The organism is Nakamurella multipartita DSM 44233, from assembly GCF_000024365.1.
Classification (GTDB): Bacteria; Actinomycetota; Actinomycetes; order Mycobacteriales; family Nakamurellaceae; genus Nakamurella; species Nakamurella multipartita.
Window position 1 is genome coordinate 461,162 of record NC_013235.1, and the last position, 16,836, is coordinate 477,997.

General features: G+C 66.3%; 14 protein-coding genes and 1 pseudogene. 9 read left to right on the forward strand and 6 right to left on the reverse strand.

Translation table 11 applies throughout. The features are described 5' to 3' along the window. Positions 1–46: 46 nt before the first annotated feature. Both NAMU_RS02120 and istA read right to left on the reverse strand, forming a co-directional pair. Positions 47–1,429 carry an IS256 family transposase gene (locus NAMU_RS02120; RefSeq protein WP_407669224.1) on the reverse strand — a complete coding sequence of 461 codons (1,383 nt, stop codon included), beginning with the start codon at positions 1,427–1,429 and terminating at the stop codon, positions 47–49. 77 nt (positions 1,430–1,506) lie between these two features. After that, positions 1,507–2,718: pseudogene (istA, locus tag NAMU_RS02125) on the reverse strand (IS21 family transposase); the annotation flags it as partial. Positions 2,719–2,995: 277 nt separating this feature from the next. Between istA and NAMU_RS02130 the strand changes: the two are divergent. Next, positions 2,996–4,168, forward strand: coding sequence for an MFS transporter (locus NAMU_RS02130; RefSeq protein ID WP_217180723.1), 1,173 nt, complete (start codon positions 2,996–2,998; stop codon positions 4,166–4,168). Positions 4,169–4,335: 167 nt separating this feature from the next. Here NAMU_RS02130 and NAMU_RS02135 read toward each other — a convergent pair whose 3' ends face one another. Further along, positions 4,336–4,929, reverse strand: a complete 594-nt coding sequence (locus tag NAMU_RS02135; protein ID WP_015745766.1) for a helix-turn-helix domain-containing protein — start codon at positions 4,927–4,929, stop codon at positions 4,336–4,338. A gap of 80 nt (positions 4,930–5,009) precedes the next feature. Between NAMU_RS02135 and NAMU_RS02140 the strand changes: the two genes are divergently transcribed. From NAMU_RS02140 to NAMU_RS02150, 3 genes are read left to right on the forward strand one after another with little or no spacing between them, the layout of a single operon-like run. Then, on the forward strand, positions 5,010–5,945 hold the full coding sequence (locus NAMU_RS02140; RefSeq protein ID WP_015745767.1) for an NAD(P)/FAD-dependent oxidoreductase: 936 nt from the start codon (positions 5,010–5,012) through the stop codon (positions 5,943–5,945). A 46-nt stretch (positions 5,946–5,991) separates the two neighbouring features. Next, a complete protein-coding gene (locus tag NAMU_RS02145; RefSeq protein WP_015745768.1) occupies positions 5,992–6,255 on the forward strand; it encodes a hypothetical protein in 264 nt (87 codons plus the stop codon). 23 nt (positions 6,256–6,278) lie between these two features. Next, positions 6,279–6,497, forward strand: coding sequence for a hypothetical protein (locus NAMU_RS02150; protein ID WP_015745769.1), 219 nt, complete (start codon positions 6,279–6,281; stop codon positions 6,495–6,497). A gap of 443 nt (positions 6,498–6,940) precedes the next feature. Here the strand turns inward: NAMU_RS02150 and NAMU_RS02155 are convergent, their stop codons facing one another. After that, the gene (locus NAMU_RS02155; protein ID WP_015745770.1) at positions 6,941–8,119 is read right to left on the reverse strand and encodes a tyrosine-type recombinase/integrase; all 1,179 of its coding nucleotides are present in this window, start codon (positions 8,117–8,119) and stop codon (positions 6,941–6,943) included. 400 nt (positions 8,120–8,519) lie between these two features. Here NAMU_RS02155 and NAMU_RS02160 point away from each other — a divergent pair, with 400 nt between their 5' ends. Both NAMU_RS02160 and NAMU_RS02165 read left to right on the forward strand, forming a co-directional pair. Then, positions 8,520–9,332, forward strand: coding sequence for a hypothetical protein (locus NAMU_RS02160; RefSeq protein WP_015745771.1), 813 nt, complete (start codon positions 8,520–8,522; stop codon positions 9,330–9,332). After that, positions 9,332–10,258, forward strand: coding sequence for a helix-turn-helix domain-containing protein (locus NAMU_RS02165; protein WP_015745772.1), 927 nt, complete (start codon positions 9,332–9,334; stop codon positions 10,256–10,258). The genes NAMU_RS02160 and NAMU_RS02165 overlap by 1 nt, the downstream gene beginning before the upstream one ends. A gap of 431 nt (positions 10,259–10,689) precedes the next feature. Here NAMU_RS02165 and NAMU_RS28020 read toward each other — a convergent pair whose 3' ends face one another. Both NAMU_RS28020 and NAMU_RS28025 read right to left on the reverse strand, forming a co-directional pair. Continuing rightward, a complete protein-coding gene (locus tag NAMU_RS28020) occupies positions 10,690–12,210 on the reverse strand; it encodes an SIR2 family NAD-dependent protein deacylase (protein WP_015745773.1) in 1,521 nt (506 codons plus the stop codon). 602 nt (positions 12,211–12,812) lie between these two features. Next, positions 12,813–13,610, reverse strand: a complete 798-nt coding sequence (locus NAMU_RS28025) for an FRG domain-containing protein (protein ID WP_015745774.1) — start codon at positions 13,608–13,610, stop codon at positions 12,813–12,815. A gap of 543 nt (positions 13,611–14,153) precedes the next feature. On the opposite strand from NAMU_RS28025, the gene NAMU_RS02170 reads away from it, so the two are divergent. The 3 genes from NAMU_RS02170 (at position 14,154) to NAMU_RS02180 (ending at position 16,832) form a co-directional block, all read left to right on the forward strand. Then, positions 14,154–14,474: a DUF6112 family protein gene (locus NAMU_RS02170; RefSeq protein ID WP_245544853.1), complete on the forward strand. Its 321-nt coding sequence runs from the start codon at positions 14,154–14,156 to the stop codon at positions 14,472–14,474. Positions 14,475–14,594: 120 nt separating this feature from the next. Further along, the gene (locus NAMU_RS02175; RefSeq protein ID WP_015745776.1) at positions 14,595–15,965 is read left to right on the forward strand and encodes an IS1380-like element ISNml1 family transposase; all 1,371 of its coding nucleotides are present in this window, start codon (positions 14,595–14,597) and stop codon (positions 15,963–15,965) included. A 354-nt stretch (positions 15,966–16,319) separates the two neighbouring features. Next, positions 16,320–16,832: a hypothetical protein gene (locus NAMU_RS02180; RefSeq protein WP_245544854.1), complete on the forward strand. Its 513-nt coding sequence runs from the start codon at positions 16,320–16,322 to the stop codon at positions 16,830–16,832. Positions 16,833–16,836 lie beyond the last annotated feature (4 nt).

A 16,836-nucleotide genomic window follows, 5' to 3' on the forward strand; every position in this document is an offset into this window, starting at 1 on the left:
CAAGTTTTCTGTGTAAGTCGCGATGTTGATCTTGGGTTGGGGTTGGTCAGCTGATCCTGGGGGTGATGCGGTCGGGGTATTGGATGGCCAGTGCACCGAGCGCGGGTTTCCAACCGGTGGTGACCTGGCCCTCGACGAGCCGGCCCTCGGCGGTGCGTCCGACTCGTTTGCCCTTCTCCGCGGCCCGGTCCCGGGCGCGTTTGTCCTCGATATCGCGGATGGCCAGCCACAGCAGCTTGACCACTGCGTCGTCGTTGGGGAAGTGCCCGCGGTTCTTGATGATCTTGCGGAGCTGGTAGTTCAACGACTCGATCGCGTTCGTGGTGTAGATGATCTTGCGGACCGGCCATGGGAACGCCAGGAACGGGATGAACCGGTCCCAGGCGTCCTGCCAGGTCCGCAGGCAGGCCGGGTAGCGGCGGGCCAGATCGGTCTCGGCGAACGTCAACAGCGCCGTCTCGGCGGCGTCCACGGTCGGGGCGGTGTAGATCGTCTTGAGCTGGGCCACGACAGCCCGCCGGTCGGTGTAGGACACGAACCGCATCGAGGCCCGGATCAGGTGGACCACACACGTTTGGACGGTCGTCCGCGGCCAGGTCGCCTCGATCGCCTCGGGTAGCCCGGTCAGCCCGTCGCAACACACGATCAGCACGTCCTTGACGCCCCGGTTGGCCAGCTCGGCGCAGACCCCGGCCCAGAACTTGGCGCCCTCGGTGGACTGCACCCAGATCCCCAGCACGTGCTTGATCCCGGCCATATCGACGCCGACGGCGATGTACGCGCTCTTGTTCCGAACCTGGTGCCCGTCGCGGACCTTCACCACGATCGCGTCCAGGTACATGATCGGGTAGAGCTCTTCCAACGGCCGGGACTGCCAGGCCTTGACCTCTTCCAGGACCGCGTCGGTGATCTTGCTGATCGTGTCGTGGGACAGCTCGGTGCCCAGTGTCCGGGCCAGATGGGCCTGGATATCGCGGACGGTCATGCCGCCGGCGTAGAGGCTGATGATCTGCTCGTCCAACCCGCCCAGGCGGCGTTGGCCCTTGGGCACCAGCCGCGGCTCGAACGTCGACTTGCGGTCCCGCGGCACGCTCAACGGAACCGGACCGACCTCGGTCGAGAGCGTTTTCGGGGTGTGCCCGTTCCGACTGTTCGGCGAGCCCCGACCAGCCGGGTCGCCCGCTTCGTAGCCCAGGTGCCCGGTCAATTCCGCGGCCAGGCCTCGTTCGAGCACAGCCTTGATCATCTCCGGCAAGAACCCGCCCTCGCCGGTCAACCTGACCCCGCCGGCCTCGGCGCGGTCGATCAACTCATCCAGCCACACGTCGTCGGCCAGCAACTCCCGCAGCTGCCGACCAGTCGACCGGGCCGGACCCGGCACCTCATCATCGACCGGCGACGACGGCACCGATGAGGACTGCTCGGTCATGGTCATGATCTGCTCCTTCGCGAGGCACCCGCCTCAGCATCCGATCGCGGTTCCTACACAGACCATCTGACACGCCCCCCGGGCAGGGCGCCGGGTTTGTACTTGAGCACCTCCAGGTAGTGATCCAGGTCCAACACCTGGGCGCCCTTACGGCCCGACCGCTCGTGGGTGGCGATGACGGTCCGGCCATCCAACACGATCACCTCACCCGCCCGGAGGTGGACCCGGACCCGGCGTCCGATGAACTTGGCTGGCACCGAATACTGACAGTTACGCACCATGATCCGGGCGTGCCGGTCGACCCGCGGGTTCAACGACAGGCCCGGTTCGAACACCTCGGTCGGCAACGGCCGGAGCAGGGGCTGCTCGATGGCGAACATCTCGCCCACGGTGCGCACCCGGCCGTTGATCCGCCGGTGGTCATCGGCCCGGTCCGCCTTGGCCAGCCGAACATTCAGCTCGGCCAACGATTTCACCTTCGGCACCGGGACCAGATGGTTGCGCCGGAACCGGCCGCCTTCGCCCTCCACACCGCCCTTTTCGTGGGCTCCGTGGACGCCGGGCAGGCAATAGAACCCATCGAATTGGTAGTGCGAACGGAACAGCACCCACCGCTCGTTCTCGGTCCGCCGCCGGTCGGTGCCGAACAGCACGGCCGAGACCGCGGACTTGAGGTTGTCGTACTTCACGTGCACCGTTGGAACACCACCCAGCTCGGTGAACGCGGCGATATGACCCTCGAGGAACGCCTCCTGCGACTGAGTCGGGAACACCCGATGCACCGACCGACCCGAGAAGCACAACCACATCGTGAACAGGTAGCACTTCGTCCGACCGGCGGGCAGATCCACCCACAGTTCGGCGAAGTCGACCTCACCCTCGGCGGCCGGCTGATGCGTCTGCGGGACGAACACCTCCGCCAACGGCCGGCCCGCCTCAGCCCAGATCTCCCGCCGCCGCTGGGCGACATAGGCCCGCAGCGTCGAATACGACAACCCGGTCGCCTGATGCTCCTCGACCAACCGGTCCAGGATCCGCACCGTGGTGTGTCGCTGCTTGCGCGGGGCCGTCAGATCCGACCGCAACATTGCGTCGATCGCGGTCACGAACGGGTCGATCTTGCGGGACTGCCACCTGCGCCGGGCCGGCTCCGGCGGCGCCGCCGACGCCAACGCTTGCCGCACCGTTCGACGGTGCACATGGTGGCGCTTGGCCAACGCCCGCACCGACAAGCCCTCCACCCGGGAATCCCGCCGGATCTGTTCGAACAGCATGACCTTGGACCTCACGTCTCCTCCTGACGTCGTCGCCTCCGACGACGATCAGGTGGGGCCACCCAAACCTGACAGAACCTGCCCGGAGAGTCGCAGGTGGGGCCACTCAAACCTGCGATTCCCTGCTCCGGCGGGGCCACTCAAACCTGACACAACCATGCGGAGGCGGGCGGACGCTCAGGTCATGCGACGCGGCCCCGCGGAACCCCGTCTTCCTGCCGAGACCAACACGTCAGGGCAGGCGTCAGGGCGAGTCGGTGCCGGAGTCATCGCGCTGTACGCGCTGGCGTTCATGGCCAGCTGCTTGATGCTCATTGCCCCGTTGCTGGTCACGTTGGCGTTGAAGGTCGGGGATCTGGTCGGCGCGGAGGCGGCGCCGGGCCGGCTGGCGTTGACGTTGGCGGCCGGCTCGTTCCTGGCCCTGTTCGCCAACCCGTTGTTCGGCAAGCTCAGCGACCGGACCACGTCGCGGTTCGGGATGCGACGACCCTGGATGCTGCTGGGCCTGGCTGGAGGGACCGTGGGTATCGCCACCATCGCGTACGCCCAGACGCTCATCGTGGTGGTGGTCGGGTGGTGTGTGGCGCAGGTGTTCTTCAACGCGCTGCTGGCGGTGCAGGTGGCGGTGTTGCCGGACCAGGTGCCGGCGGAGCAGCGGGGCATGGTCTCCGGCGTGCTCGGAGTCTGCGTACCGGTGGCGTCCGTGTGCGGCACCTATCTCGTCAACGTCTTCTCGCCGAACACCGCGGCGATGTTCCTGGGCCCGGTCGCGGTGGGTGCCGTGTTCATCGTGCTGTTCGCAGCGGTGCTGCCGGATCGCCGGCTCACGGCCGGAACACTTCCGCGGTGGTCGTGGCGGGAGTTCGCCGGGACCTTCTACGTCTCCCCGCGCCGCCACCGCGACTTCTCCTGGGTGTTCCTGAGCCGGTTCCTGTTCGTGATGGCGTTCGCGTTCCTCACCAGCTACCAGGTGTACTACCTGCTCGCCCACCTTGGCAGCAGCCAGGAGCGCGTCCCTCATCAGGTGTTCGTCGGGACCCTGGTCTCCTCGGCCGGTGTCGTGGTCGCGTCGCTGCTCGGCGGGAAGCTGTCGGATCGGTGCGGCCGGCGCCGGGTGTTCGTCCTGGCTGCCGCCGTGGTGTACGGCGTCGCGATGTTCATCGTGGGCCTGGCCGGCGACTTCTCAGCATTCCTCGTCGGGGTGGCTGTCAGTGGTGTCGGGCTCGGTGTGTACGTGGCCGTCGACCTGGCGCTGGTGACCCAGGTGCTGCCCAGTGCCGCGGAAACGGCCAAGGACATGGGCGTGTTCAACATCGCCAACGCGCTGCCGTACTCCGTTGCCCCCATGGTTGCCCCGGCCATCCTCGCCGTGAGCGGCGGCCAGTACTCGGCGCTGTTCGCGTTCGCGGGTGCGTGCGCGCTGGCGTCGGCGTTGGCAGTGAGCCGGGTACGTGCGGTGCGCTGACTCGCCCCGCCCATCGTGGCCGGCCTCGGTCACGGTGGGCCCGGGTGCCTCACAGATCGGCGGCCGCGACACCCACTGCGCCGGATCTGCCGGCGAAACGGCAATAGCTGGGAACTACCGACAGGTGGACCGGAGGTGCTGTGGGTGGGGCTGGGTGGCGGTTCCGGTCAGGGCGGGTTGCTGTCACCGGTCACTCGGGTGTGCATTTCCTCGCCGTGACGGCCGAACAGGCTGAGCACCTCGGCCGGCTCGTGCCCGGTGCTGCCGAACCAGTGCGGGATGTTGGTATCGAACTCGACGACCTCACCCGGTTGCAGGACCAGGTCGCGGTCGCCCAAGACCAGTCGCATCCGTCCGGAAAGCACGTACAGCCATTCGTGCCCCTCGTGGCTGCGGGGTTCCGGGGTCGACTTCGTCGTGGGGATGACGATCTTCCAGGCCTGGGTGCTGCCCGGCTGTTGGGTCAGCGGAATGACGGTGCGGCCCTTCACCCGCCTCGGCTTGAGCCGCACCCGGGGGTCACCGATATCGGGTCCGCCGACCAGGTCGTCCAGCGGCACGTTGTAGGCCATGGCCAGCGGGAGCAGCAGTTCCAGACTGGCCTTACGTTGCCCGGTCTCCAGCCGGGACAGCGTGCTCTTGGAGATCCCGGTGGCCGCGGCGAGGGCGGTCAGGGTGACCTGCCGCTGCGTGCGGAGCCGCTTCAACCGCGGCCCGACCTGCTCGAGCGCTGCCGCGATCATCGCCGCACGGTCGTCCATGCTCCTCATCCCACCCCGTCGATCCCGGAAACAGCAACGATCATTGTGGATTCGGGGATGCTCGGACCACGCTGAACGGCATGGACGAATTCGATGTGGTGGTCATCGGCGGTGGGGCGGCGGGGTTGTCGGCCGCCTTGGTGTTGTCCCGGGCGCGGCGGACGGTCCTGGTGGTTGATTCCGGGGCGCCGCGCAACGCACCGGCCAGCCACATGCACGGGTTCTTGTCCCGGGACGGGCTGCCCCCCGCCGACCTCCTGGCTGCCGGCCGACGGGAGGTCACCGGTTACGGGGGCCGGGTGGTGGCCGGCACCGTCACCGACGTGACCGCCTGCGGATCGGACCGATTCCATCTTCTGCTGGCCGACGGCTCCCGGGTCTCCGCCCGGCGGCTGCTGCTGGCCACCGGCCTGCGCGACGAACTCCCGGACATCCCGGGGCTCGCCGACCGGTGGGGCCGCGACGTCCTGCACTGCCCCTACTGCCACGGCTACGAGGTCCGTGACCAACGGCTGGCCGTCCTCGGCTGGATCCCGGGCGCGGTCCGCTACGCGCAGATCGTCCGGCAATGGAGCGGCGACGTCGCCTACGTCACTGCCGGTGAGCCGCTCACCGCAGCCGACCGGGGGCAGCTGGTCGCCCGGAATATCGAGGTGGTCGACGATTCCGTCAGCCGGCTGTTGGTCGATGGCGACCGGCTCACCGGCCTCCTCACCGATGGCGGCCGCACCGTGCCGTGTGACGCCCTGTTCGTGCCGCCCAGGTTCCGACCGCACGATGCCCTGCTCGGCCGGCTCGCCGCCCACACCGACCAGGACGGCTGGGTCACCACCGGGCCCACCGGCCGCACCAACATCCCCGGGTTGTGGGTGGCCGGCAACGTCACCAACCCCCGCGCTCAGGTGATCACCGCGGCCGGCGAGGGATCCGCCGCCGCGATCGACATCAACGCCGACCTCGTTGACGACGACGTCAGACAAGCGGTCCGGGAAACCAACCACGGCCTGCTCGCCTGACGGCCACTCCGACACCACAGAACCCCTACCTTCCAAGGAGAAACCGATGAATGCCACTTCGGCCACTGCGGCCTCGACCCGGCCGGCGCCGCCGACCAAGCATCAGCTGGCGCTGATGATCTGGTTGGCGGTCTTCCCGACGCTGACCGTCCTGAACCTCGCCCTCGGCAGCTGGCTCAGTCAACTGTCGCCGGTGCTGCGGACCTTCGTCCTGGCCACGGTCGCCGTCCCCATCGTCATCTACGGCCTCATGCCGCAGCTCCACCGGCTGCGGATGATGTTGATTGCCCGCGCCGGGGGACGCGGGTAACCGGCCGGGGCGCCCAGACGTGGATGGGGTCGGCGGCGACCCAGGGTCTGATCGGCGCGGTCCGTCGCGCCGACGTATTCGCGGTGAGCGCGCTCGACGAGGACTCGCAGATGGTCGACGCTGATGCGTCGGGGCGGTCGGCGGCGCCGGCCTGGATGCGGGCGCTGGCGGCCGTGCTGGCGATGGAGGGCTGGGCCTGGCTGGCTGCGGGTCGTGGTCCGGCGAGCGCATTCGCTAGTTGATCAAGGACCTGCGGCACAGGCCGCGCAGATGGCATCCCTGGTCAATCGACTCGAACGAATCGCTCCGCTTACATGATCTGGCCCCGGAGTGTCCCCAGGCCGTGGCTGGTCGCCCGAGCAGCCGTTGAATGGCGGATGGTCCGCACCCGCTAGTCAGCCTGAAGGTGTTTCCGCCGGCAATCCGTTTCCCTGGCGGTGAACAGGCGATTTCAGGAACCGACAAGGGTCGGGTCGTAGCCGTCCGTCGGCTTCAGGGCGCGCGTTGATCAGGGCCGAACGCTCGAAGCGTGAAGGCGTCTCATGGAGACTCCCTTCGGATTCGTCATTGCAGGATCGGCGTTTCGAGTTCCTCTTTGGTGATGCCGATCTCGCGCTATAGCTCGTCGGGATCACGATGGTGCCGGGCGGCGGCGGCCTTGAGGTATCCCCAGGCGTCGGTGCCCTCACCCACCGGCCGCCAACATGTTCTCGATGGTGGCGGCGGCCTGCGCGTCGGCGGCCGGCAGGGCGTGGCTGTAGATGCGCAGGGTGGTCGAGGCGTCACGGTGGCCGAGTCGGTACTGGGCCTGGAGGACCTGGCCTTGGCCGACGAGGGCGGTGGCCACGGTGTGCCGCAGCCGGTGCAGGGTGATGTCGGGGTGCCCGGCGCGGTCGCAGGCGTCGGAGAACCAGTGGCCGAGGGTGGAGGTTGTCAGCCGGGTGGTGTGCGCGGGATCCCGGGAGAACACCCACGGGCCGAACTCTGCGCCGGCGGGGCAGCGACTCCGCCACCGGTTGGTCAGGTCGGTCCAGAGGTCGACGGTGGTCGGGCCGAGGGTGATCCGCCGGGTGCGGCGGCCCTTCGTGGTGCCGAGGATCTCGTTGGAGGTGGCTCGGGCGATGGTCAGGACGCGGCCGTCCAGGTCGTCGAAACGGAGGGCGGCGAGTTCGGCGCGGCGGGCGCCGGAGTCGGCGACCAGTCGGCTGAGCAGCTGTAGTTGCTCGGCGCGGTGCCGCCGGGCGGTATCGCGGCCGCTGCGCACCAGTCTGGTGCTCAGCTGGTCGGCCTGCTCCTTGGTGCAGGCCAGGAGGTCGCGGACCTGGTCGATGGGGACGTCCTTGCGGCTGTCGCACTGGGGTGGTCCATGGACGCCGTCGAGGGGATGGCGATCGAGGATCCGCATGGTGTAGGCCCAGCCCATCGCGGAGCGCAGGACCCGGAATCGGTTGGACACGGTGGGCTGGTGCCAGCCGGTGTCGCGCCAGTGGTGGCAGATCGCGGTCAGGACGGTCGGGGTGAGGTCGATCGCGCGGCGGGACCCTATGGGGTCGCGGCACAGGAAGCTCACATTCGACCGGTACCCGCTGACCGTCGAGGGCTTCCAGTCGTGGTCGGCGGCCAGCCAACTGCGCAGCAGTTGCGCCACGGTGATCGCGGGCCGGGGCCGGCCCGCGTCGCGGAGCAGTTCGGCGGTGGCCGCCCATTGCTGCCGGGCCTCTTGCGCCGCGGCCCTTTCACCGCGGACGGTGATCGACCGGACCCGGCTGCGGCCGGTCACCGGGTCGGGGCCGAGCGCGACCCTGATCTCCCACACCCCCGGGCGGCGTTGGCGCAGTGACCCGGCACCTCGGATTGTTCCCATTGCGGATATGTACCCAGGTTTTGACAGCTTCGATTCGAACGTTCGTCCGTAGCCGCTGACCTGCGTTGTTGGGACAGTTGTTGGGATGAGATCTTGAAGCAAGATCAACTGCGTCAGCGAGAACTGTTGTGAATGAGTGGATGTGGTGTGTGCGCCCGGAGGGATTCGAACCCCCAACCTTCTGATCCGTATCCCGGCGGGCGTCAGTCAGCTTGTGAGACAGTGTCTCTGACGTGCGGCGACGTGTCTGCCGGTGTTGGGCAGGATGTGTCGAAATCGGCTCCTATTGCTGTCAACTGCTGCTATCAAGGTGGCTTCCGGATCACGTCGATCGCAACTACTTCGGGATCGGTTCGGGAGACCCTCACGGCCCCTTCGAGTATGCCACCGGGCGACCCTGATGTGCGCGGCTGACCGGGCACAGACGGCCGTGGACGAACGCGGCGAGGCTCGCTCGGGTGACGACCTGAGTGGGCTGTTGGCGGCGGTCGCCGCTGAAGGATGGGGCGGCGACGCGGGCCGACGGGCGGTCGGCATCATGCGGTCCGCGTGCCGGCGGGAGGCCACGCACTGGACCCGCAGGGCCGGCTGGCTGACCGACGAGGGATTGTCCGATGTGTGGGAGCAGATGGATCGGCTAGTGCGGGCGGGCCGTTTCGCCGACGCACCCGGGCTGCTGCGGATCGCGGTCCGCAGGGCGTACGCGGCGGAGGCGGCGGCCGCGCAGACGTGCATGGGATCGTCGTCGACCCGGGGTCTGATCGGCGCGGTCCGTCGCGCCGACGTGCATGCCGTCACTGGCCTCGACGAGGAATCGCAGGTGGTCGACACCGGTGGGTCGAGTCGGCCGGCGGCGCCGGCCTGGATGCGGACGCTGGCGGCTGTGCTGGCGATCGAAGGGTGGTCGTGGCCGGTCCCCCCGCTTGATGCGGTGATGGCGTCCGCGGCAGGCGCGGCGAGCACGTCCCGTCGGTGCCGGTCGACGATGGCCGCCCACCGGACGGGCGTGCCGGCGGCGACCTGGTCGGCGCTGGAGCTGTTGACTCTCGGGTCGGGGCCGGGGTGTCGTCCGGAGGCTCGGGCGACCGGGGCCGCCATGCAGATTGATGCCCTCGGCGCCGCCGGCGTCCGCGCCAACCGGGAGCTGGTGCGGGTGGTCCGGGCAGCCGTCGAAGGCCGGGTGGTCCGCACCGGTCGGAAGCGGGCGGCGTGATGGCGCTGCACTCGGTGCGTGGGTCGGACGGCTTCGGCGCCGATGAGGGCGTCGATGTCGATGCGGATGCGGGCTTCTTCGAGATGTCGCCGGCCGGCGCGGAGCAGGTCACGCTGCAGATCCGGTCGATGATGGAACGGGCCTGGGAGTACATCGCCATCGCCTATCAGGGCCGGGCGCACATCGCGCTGGGCTACGAGACGTGGGATGAGTACGTCGACGACCGCCTGGGCGATCTGCGGCTGACCGTTCCCCGGCAGGAGCGGGGTGCGGTGGTCCAGTCGTTGTCGCGTGCGCAGATGTCGTTGCGAGCGATCGCGAAGGTACTGGGTGTTGACGTGGCCACGGTGCATCGGGCGTTGGGTGCGGACGACCCAGCTGGCGCCGCGGGGCGGGAGGGCGTCGATGATGCCTCTCCAATCCGTGGCCGTGATGGGAAGCAGTACCCGCGCCGGTGCCGACCAACGGCCATGGCAGTGACTTGTTCGATCTGCGGCGAGGTCCATGAGGGGGATCCCGACGAGTGCCCGTGGGACCTGTTCGCCCAGGGGCTTGGCCCGCGGCCGGTGCGTCAGGATTGCCGATCTGGTGCGTCGGTGGATTGCCGGGAACGCGAGGAAGTGGTGGAGGTCGCGGTGACGTCGGATCACCCTGAGGAAGCCGGCGCGACTTCGTCTCCGGATTCAACCATCGACGAAGAGGTGCAGGCTGCGACCATCGTCGATTCTGTGACCCGGGCGGTCTTCCTCGTCGGCGAGCTGGCCACGCTGCCCGAACTGATCGAGGAGATCGAGCTCGTCGGTGTGTCAGCGGAGCCGGCTGAGCTTGCGGCCGGCATCCGCGAACTGATCGAGCATCTGCGGGTCCAGGCCGCCGCGATCGTGACATTGGCTGATCGGCTCGAACGGATCGCTCCGCAGCGGTGAGGCTGTCCTGACGACCGCAGAGGCGGGCATCCCCGACGCCGCCGCGCCAGCAACACCTGGCACCAGCGTCGAGGCGGGCAGGGTAGGTGCCATCGAGCACGAGGAGGTGTCAACTTTTGTCGGTGCGGCCATAGCGCCAGAGCCGGCTTTCTTGGGTCCGAGACCTGGCCGATCGGGATGATGGTGCCCGGCACATTCATCTCCCTCTACGTTCCTGGTGGCCTACTTCAAGAGGGGGGAAGACTCCCGAGTCGATTCAGGACGCCTACCCGACCGTGTCCCTGGCCGACGTGTATGCGATCCTCTTGTACTACCTGCGGCCATCGCGCCGACGTGGAGTTGTACCTGGCGAGCAGGAACGCAAGCGGGCCGAGATTCGGTTCAGGATCGAGGCGGACGATCCGCCGCAAGGGTTTCGACGCCAGGCTGCCCTAGTCGCCGAAGATCCTCTCCGCCATCTTGTACAGAGACGCTGCAAAGCCCTCGAGCTCGCGTTGAGTAAGAACAGACAATGCAGATAACTGATTCGGGTTGGGAGAATCGAGACTGGAAGCGTCGACAAAGTGATCGCTATTTACTGCCAATGCCCCGATAGTAAGCCTGTCAAGCGACCAGCCTCTGACCGTTGCAGTGGATCGATAGTCATATATTGATAATGGGATAGCGAACGCCCCTTTCCAGGCTCCGGAGTGGGAATCAGGGTCGATATTGACACCTTGGGCGTGATTAAAGAAGACTGCCTGAACGGCTGCGTGACGCGAGTCGCTGCGAATCGGCTCAACCCTAAATGACGACCAGGACTTCCAGTGAGCGTACGCTGAACTAGCAATCAGGCGCAGCCCATATATGGATTCCGGACGATTGGGGAGGTCCCGGAGCCAGAGGAAGACCCCGAGGTTCTCCGAAACATCGCATTTCCCTCGGTGATGCAGCCGGATCTTGTCAAGGAACTTTACGGGCCCCCCGCGAGAATTCGCGAGTTCATGCATGAAATTGCTCAAGCCAACCGCGTCCCAATCCCGCATGTTGCCGGAGCGAGCGCTAGCCCCCACCGAAGTGTAGGCGTCCTTTAGGGCGGCAGTGAACCTAGTCCCGTACATTAGTGATTGCGAAACTCGAAGACTACCGCTAGGCCGTCGATATAATGCTGGCTCACGAGCCGCCAACCCAAGGTCACTAATCAGCTGAGCGACTTGCCCAAAGCTTTTCAAGATGATGGGCCTGACGTTAAGATACTTGGCTAAGGATTCAGAATGGGCGACTGCGTACTCGGCGCACTCGAGCTGCGTCAGGTTATTATGGCATAGTGGAGGGACTATAACAACGTATCTCTCTCCGTCGGCCCCGTTCAATTGATGGAGAGGCGCCAGCAAGTTGCTGTCGGTTAGGCTCACACCGAGCATGACGACAAGCTTTCCACGCAGCGAATCTAGCAGGCGAGTCCGAATCTCGGGCCCGTGCATCAGGAAGTCGTTTTCTGAAAGAACCAGCGGCTCCCGTTTTCCTACTGATGGCCGCGACAGCATGCCGTGAACGTGCATAACGTTCGACCGGTGGTCGGCGTCATTGAGATGCTCCCATTCATCCCACGAATCAAAGGAATGTGAATCGGATGCCTTGATTCCGAGTCCTTCGATTGCAAGTTCAAGAATCCAGTCGTAATTGGTTGTCAGGATACTTGTCCGCCGTGGGTAAGCTTGAGAGAGCCGCGCTATCCCCTCGGCGAGCTCGCCAGGCGCGAGTTCGTCGGGGTCCTTCAGTAGTGAGTCACGGATCAGCTCGTCGAACTGCTTGGCTGGGCGCGCCTTCTTTGACAGATGCAAGATCGTCTCGGCGCGCCGTTCGAGGCCATCATAGTTCAGGGTCAGAAACACGCGGCGTTCGTTGTCGCCAAGGTTCTCGCTCGCCAGATTGAGAATCAATTGATCCCAAGACGGCAGGCTAGCATCCATCGATACGCCCGCGCCTGCGACGATGACTAGGTCGTATTTTGCAGATCGAACAGAATCAACTAGGTCCCGAAGGTGTGGCTGATTCTGAAAAGAGAAGGCATGATGCTCGACGAGACTAGCCGGCGTGATGCAATGCTCATCGGTACCACTTCGTGACGCCACGAATCACTGCGCAATCACGCAGGAGGCCTCAACCTTGACGCATCTTCTCGATGGCGCGACGACGCTGCGCTCCCTTGCCCATCTTGATGGCTTTGACGCCCAGCCGTGGTGCGACAACGACCGACCCCCCAATCGCACGTCGAGTCGCCTTAGACATCGCTGGCGTTGGCGCCTTCGACGGAACCGCTGCCGTGGTCATGCCTAGCTCCTCGAACCTATGTGCAGTGGTGGACCGCACCCAACGAGCGGTCCCCCCACCGTCTCATGCGGCAAACATACCAGTCCGTCCTTGAAGCGCGATAGGAGATTCTGGTGTGATCAGGGCAGCGTGTCCGGCTGACCACGGCGAGTAAAGGCCAGGCCCCTCACCTGGCGGGGACGACGGGTGCTTAGTGAACATGGTTAATTTCTGGACGGGTGTGCCGCATGACTGTCCAAGGTCAAATCCAGGTTCGTGCCGGTGTCGAATAATAGCGTGTCAGCCATGTTGCTAAACCGTCGAGGCCGGGGTAGATCACTCTTTCATTGATGTTTGCCTTATCAAGCTTCTCACGAATCTCGGCCTTCAGGTGTGGAAGTACTTCGATCTTGAGCGCCACTGGTTCGGAGAAGGTCGCGAGCCAATCTTCTATTGCAACCTTTGTGGAGGAGAATGCCGAAAGTCCCGCATATTGGTTGACAATACGGTCGTCTATCGAAGGTGGTTCAAGTATAACCATATATGCATCAGTCAGTTCCTGCCAATCCTTAGGCCAAACGGGAATCGACGCACGGTCGAGCATGTCGGTCGTGAAGGCAGCCGCATCGCCGCGAATTGCGGATCGCACCATTGTCGGGAGCCTGGAATGCACGCGCACGTAATCTAGGCTCCAGACCACGCTTGATCGGGGGTAGGCAGGATTTGCGATAGCAAAATGCAGCGCGACTAGTGGGCTGTAAGTCCAGTCCATCAGGCGCGTCGGTAGGCCGTGATGCTGGGCAACTGCAAGCCATTCCCAGGTTCGATCAGGGGAAAAGTTGGCGAGCCTGGCGTACTTCTGAAAGTTTCGAAGAAGGTGCTGCTCCATTGTGAAAAGCTTGAGGCGGTCAAGGGACGACATAAGCGGCCAGGAATAGTCTGTCATTCCGCGATGGATCAGTCCCGAATGGAATTCGCCAGCATGAACTGGCCAGGGCTCGTCGAAAAGGACATCGTGTAGCTCGGACCATGAGGCGGGCGTAATCGTGGGAATCGTCACTGGTCTAGCATATGGCCCGGTTCGACTGGGGGGCCCGCCGACTTCTAGCGTGTCGTGGACGATCAGCCTGGACGCTACTCACCGTCGCAGTCACGGTCGCCGGCCTGACGCGAATAGGGCCTAACCAGGCGCGTCGAGTAGTCCCCCGGAAACTGGCCGGCAATCTATTCGCGACTGAGTCGCAGATGGACGAGCCGCGCGGTGAGATTCAACTCTTTGATGGGCGGCGACCCGCTGAAGAGCTTGTAGACATCGCGTCGTGGGTCTGCGCGCTTCTTCGGTTGAAGAGCGATCAACGAGGCCGTGTGAGTTGGTTGGGTTGGCATCGGTCGACATCGAGATGGCGGGGTTGACCTCCGAATGATCGGATCGCGGCGTCGTGCTCACTTACGTCTGTATACGGGTCCGCATGGGTTGGTGACGCATCCGTCGCCCGGGATCACCCGGCCTACCTGTGGGAGTTCGTCCATGTTCCGATTCCTGTCTGCCCCTGACGAGACCACCGCACCGGCTTCGCCGGCCCCGGCAGGCGGGGGCAATCCGTTGACCGGCGCGACCGAGACGACGTTGCCGGGGTTGGCGACGTTCAAGGGCCTGGTGCTGGGGCTGATCCCGTACGCCCTGGTCGCGTGTGTGGCGGCGTTCCTGATCGGCGCGATCCTGTGGGCGGTGGGCGCGTTCGGTCACAATCCGCAGCATTCGTCGCGGGGGAAGACGACGTTGATCGTGGCCCTGGTGGCGGCGCTGCTGGTCGGCGGCGCGGCGTACCTGGTGGGGTGGTTCAACAACGTCGGCAAGTCGGTCTCGGCGCCTGCTCCGGTGACGCAGCTGGTCGAGCCGGCCGCGCCATTCCTGTCGGCCTGAGCCTGGATTCACCGGTGGGGTGGAGCCGGCGCGGCGCGTTTAACGCAAGAGGGTGCTCCTGACCTGCACGATCACGGTTACCACACCAAAGATCACGCAAGCCCAGGGAGCACCCTCTTGGTGACGAAGTCTTGCACACTGGACCGCTTGTCCGTACGCGCTGACGAGGACAGTGTCGTGTCCGATGCCGGGTTGCTGGTCGCGGCAACTTTGGCCCAACGGCTGGATCTGGCCGGTTTGTTGCGTGAGCACGTCACGGTGCCCGGGAGCGTGGGCGCCCACCCGGACCGCAAGTGCCTGACCGTCGTCCATTCGCTGCTGGCCGGCGGTGACTGCATCGATGACGTGAACGCTTTGCGGGCGGGCTCGACCAGCGCAGTGCTGGGACACCGGGTCGCGGCGCCGTCCACGGTCGGCACGTTCCTCCGCGCTTTCGGCTTCGGACACGCCCGCCAACTGGACGTGGTGACCCGCCGCCTGCTGACCCGAGCTGTGACCGCCGGCGCACATCCACAGTTCGGTCGGTCGGTCACCGTCGATATCGACTCGACCCTGTGTGAGACGTTCGGGCTGGCCAAGGACGGTGCCCGGGAAGTCATGCGGACCGGGCGCCGCGGCTACCACCCGCTGCTGGCAGTGATCTCCGGGACCGGCGATATCGCGCATGCCCGGCTCCGGCGGGGCCGTTCCAACGACGCCACCGCGGCACCGCTGTTCATCAACGAAACGATCTCCCGGCTGCGTCAGGCCGGCGCCACCGGGCAGATCGTGCTGCGCGCCGACTCCGGCTTCTATCTGCACGACGTCGTCGCGGCCTGCCGGGCCGCCGATGTGCGGTTCTCGATCGGCGCCCGGATGATCGGGCACCTACGAGGACAGATCGAGGCGATCCCGGACGAGCAATGGCAGCCGATCGAGTACTTCCTGCCCGGCGCCGGGGTCGCCGAGATCCCGTACACCCCGTTCGCCCAGGACACCCACGGCCGCGACCGGACCGACACCGTCCCGCTACGACTGATGGTGCGGCGCACCCCACCCACCCAGGCCCAGGTCCGCAACCGCGGCCAGGACACCGACCAGGCAGCGTTGTTCCCGGTCTACGACTACCACCCGATCATCACCGACCGGGACGGCGACCTGCGCGACCTGGAGGCCGACCATCGCCGGCACGCCGAGGTCGAGCTCACCATCCGGGACCTCAAACACGGCATGGGTCTGGCGCACTTGCCGACCAAAAGCTTCGGCGGGAACGCCGCCTGGCTGATCTTGAACACCATCGCCCACAACCTCACCCGCTGGATCACCCGCCTCGGCTTTGACCAAGGCCACCGGATGACCAAGAACATCCGCCGCCGCGTGTTCAACCTCGCCGGCCGGCTGGTCCGCACCGGCCGACGCACCACCCTGCGGCTACCCAGTCGCTGGCCCTGGGCCCACGCCATCATCACCGCCATCAAACGGCTCCGCGACCTACCCGCGGCGACCGGATAACCCAGCCAGGACCACGACCCCACACTCAGGAACCAGGAGAAGCCGGACCGACCGGCAACTCAACCCTGCCCAACCTCGAAATCGGACACCCCGCCCCAAGATCCACCCGAGCCGACCGACCCACCAACGCAATCGGTGGATTCAGGCTGAGGCCCGGCGATGTTGACCCCTGCACGTTCGGGTGGCCGCCGCCGCTGGGTGCTGGTCGCAGGCGGGCTCGGTCTGGCCGGCCTGATCGTCGTGACCGCGGTGGTGGCGTGGTCCTCGAAGGACCCGGCGGCGAGTCACGCCCTGACCACCCCAGCATCCGGCGCTCCCAGCGCGACGGCAGGTGTTTCGAGGCAGTCAGTGTCGGTGAGCTCGTCGGCACTGTTGCCGGGTGGCCGGCCGGACTCGACGCTGGTCGGTGGTCAGACTGATCATTTGGTGTTCGCCCGGCTGGTGGCGCAGGCGTTGTTGGCGTATGACCCGTCGACGGACTTCACCGCCCGGAACCAGGATCTGCTCAACGCGGCGGCGCCGGCCCCGTACGGGGACGAAGCCCGGTTGGCGCAGGATCTCACGGCGCTGACGCCGTCCGGGCCGGCGCTGGACTCGATGCGCAAGAACCGAACCACGGTGACCCTGGACCTGACCGACGTCGAGGTGTCGGTGTGGGCGGCGAACCGCCTGGCGGGGATCGGCGCGTCGCCCGGGGTGTACGGGATCGATGTCACCGGGCAGCAGACCATCACCACCAAGGGCGGCCCGCCGACGGCGGTGCCGGTGGCGTTGGGGATCACGGTGGCGTGCCCGCCGGCCACGACGTTCTGCACGTTGGACGGGGTGCTGCCGGCGCACCTGCAGGACGCGTTGGGGTCGAAATGATCTC

Bases quoted from the DNA above. Each gene is read 5' to 3' on its own strand.
- NAMU_RS02135 (WP_015745766.1), bottom strand. From the start codon at position 4,929: ATGGACGACCGTGCGGCGATGATCGCGGCAGCGCTCGAGCAGGTCGGG.
- NAMU_RS28020 (WP_015745773.1), bottom strand. From the start codon at position 12,210: ATGGATGCTAGCCTGCCGTCTTGGGATCAATTGATTCTCAATCTGGCG.
- NAMU_RS02145 (WP_015745768.1), top strand. From the start codon at position 5,992: ATGAATGCCACTTCGGCCACTGCGGCCTCGACCCGGCCGGCGCCGCCG.
- NAMU_RS02165 (WP_015745772.1), top strand. From the start codon at position 9,332: ATGGCGCTGCACTCGGTGCGTGGGTCGGACGGCTTCGGCGCCGATGAG.
- NAMU_RS02130 (WP_217180723.1), top strand. From the start codon at position 2,996: ATGGCCAGCTGCTTGATGCTCATTGCCCCGTTGCTGGTCACGTTGGCG.
- NAMU_RS02150 (WP_015745769.1), top strand. From the start codon at position 6,279: ATGGGGTCGGCGGCGACCCAGGGTCTGATCGGCGCGGTCCGTCGCGCC.
- NAMU_RS02155 (WP_015745770.1), bottom strand. From the start codon at position 8,119: ATGGGAACAATCCGAGGTGCCGGGTCACTGCGCCAACGCCGCCCGGGG.
- NAMU_RS02120 (WP_407669224.1), bottom strand. From the start codon at position 1,429: ATGACCGAGCAGTCCTCATCGGTGCCGTCGTCGCCGGTCGATGATGAG.
- NAMU_RS02160 (WP_015745771.1), top strand. From the start codon at position 8,520: ATGTGCGCGGCTGACCGGGCACAGACGGCCGTGGACGAACGCGGCGAG.
- NAMU_RS02140 (WP_015745767.1), top strand. From the start codon at position 5,010: ATGGACGAATTCGATGTGGTGGTCATCGGCGGTGGGGCGGCGGGGTTG.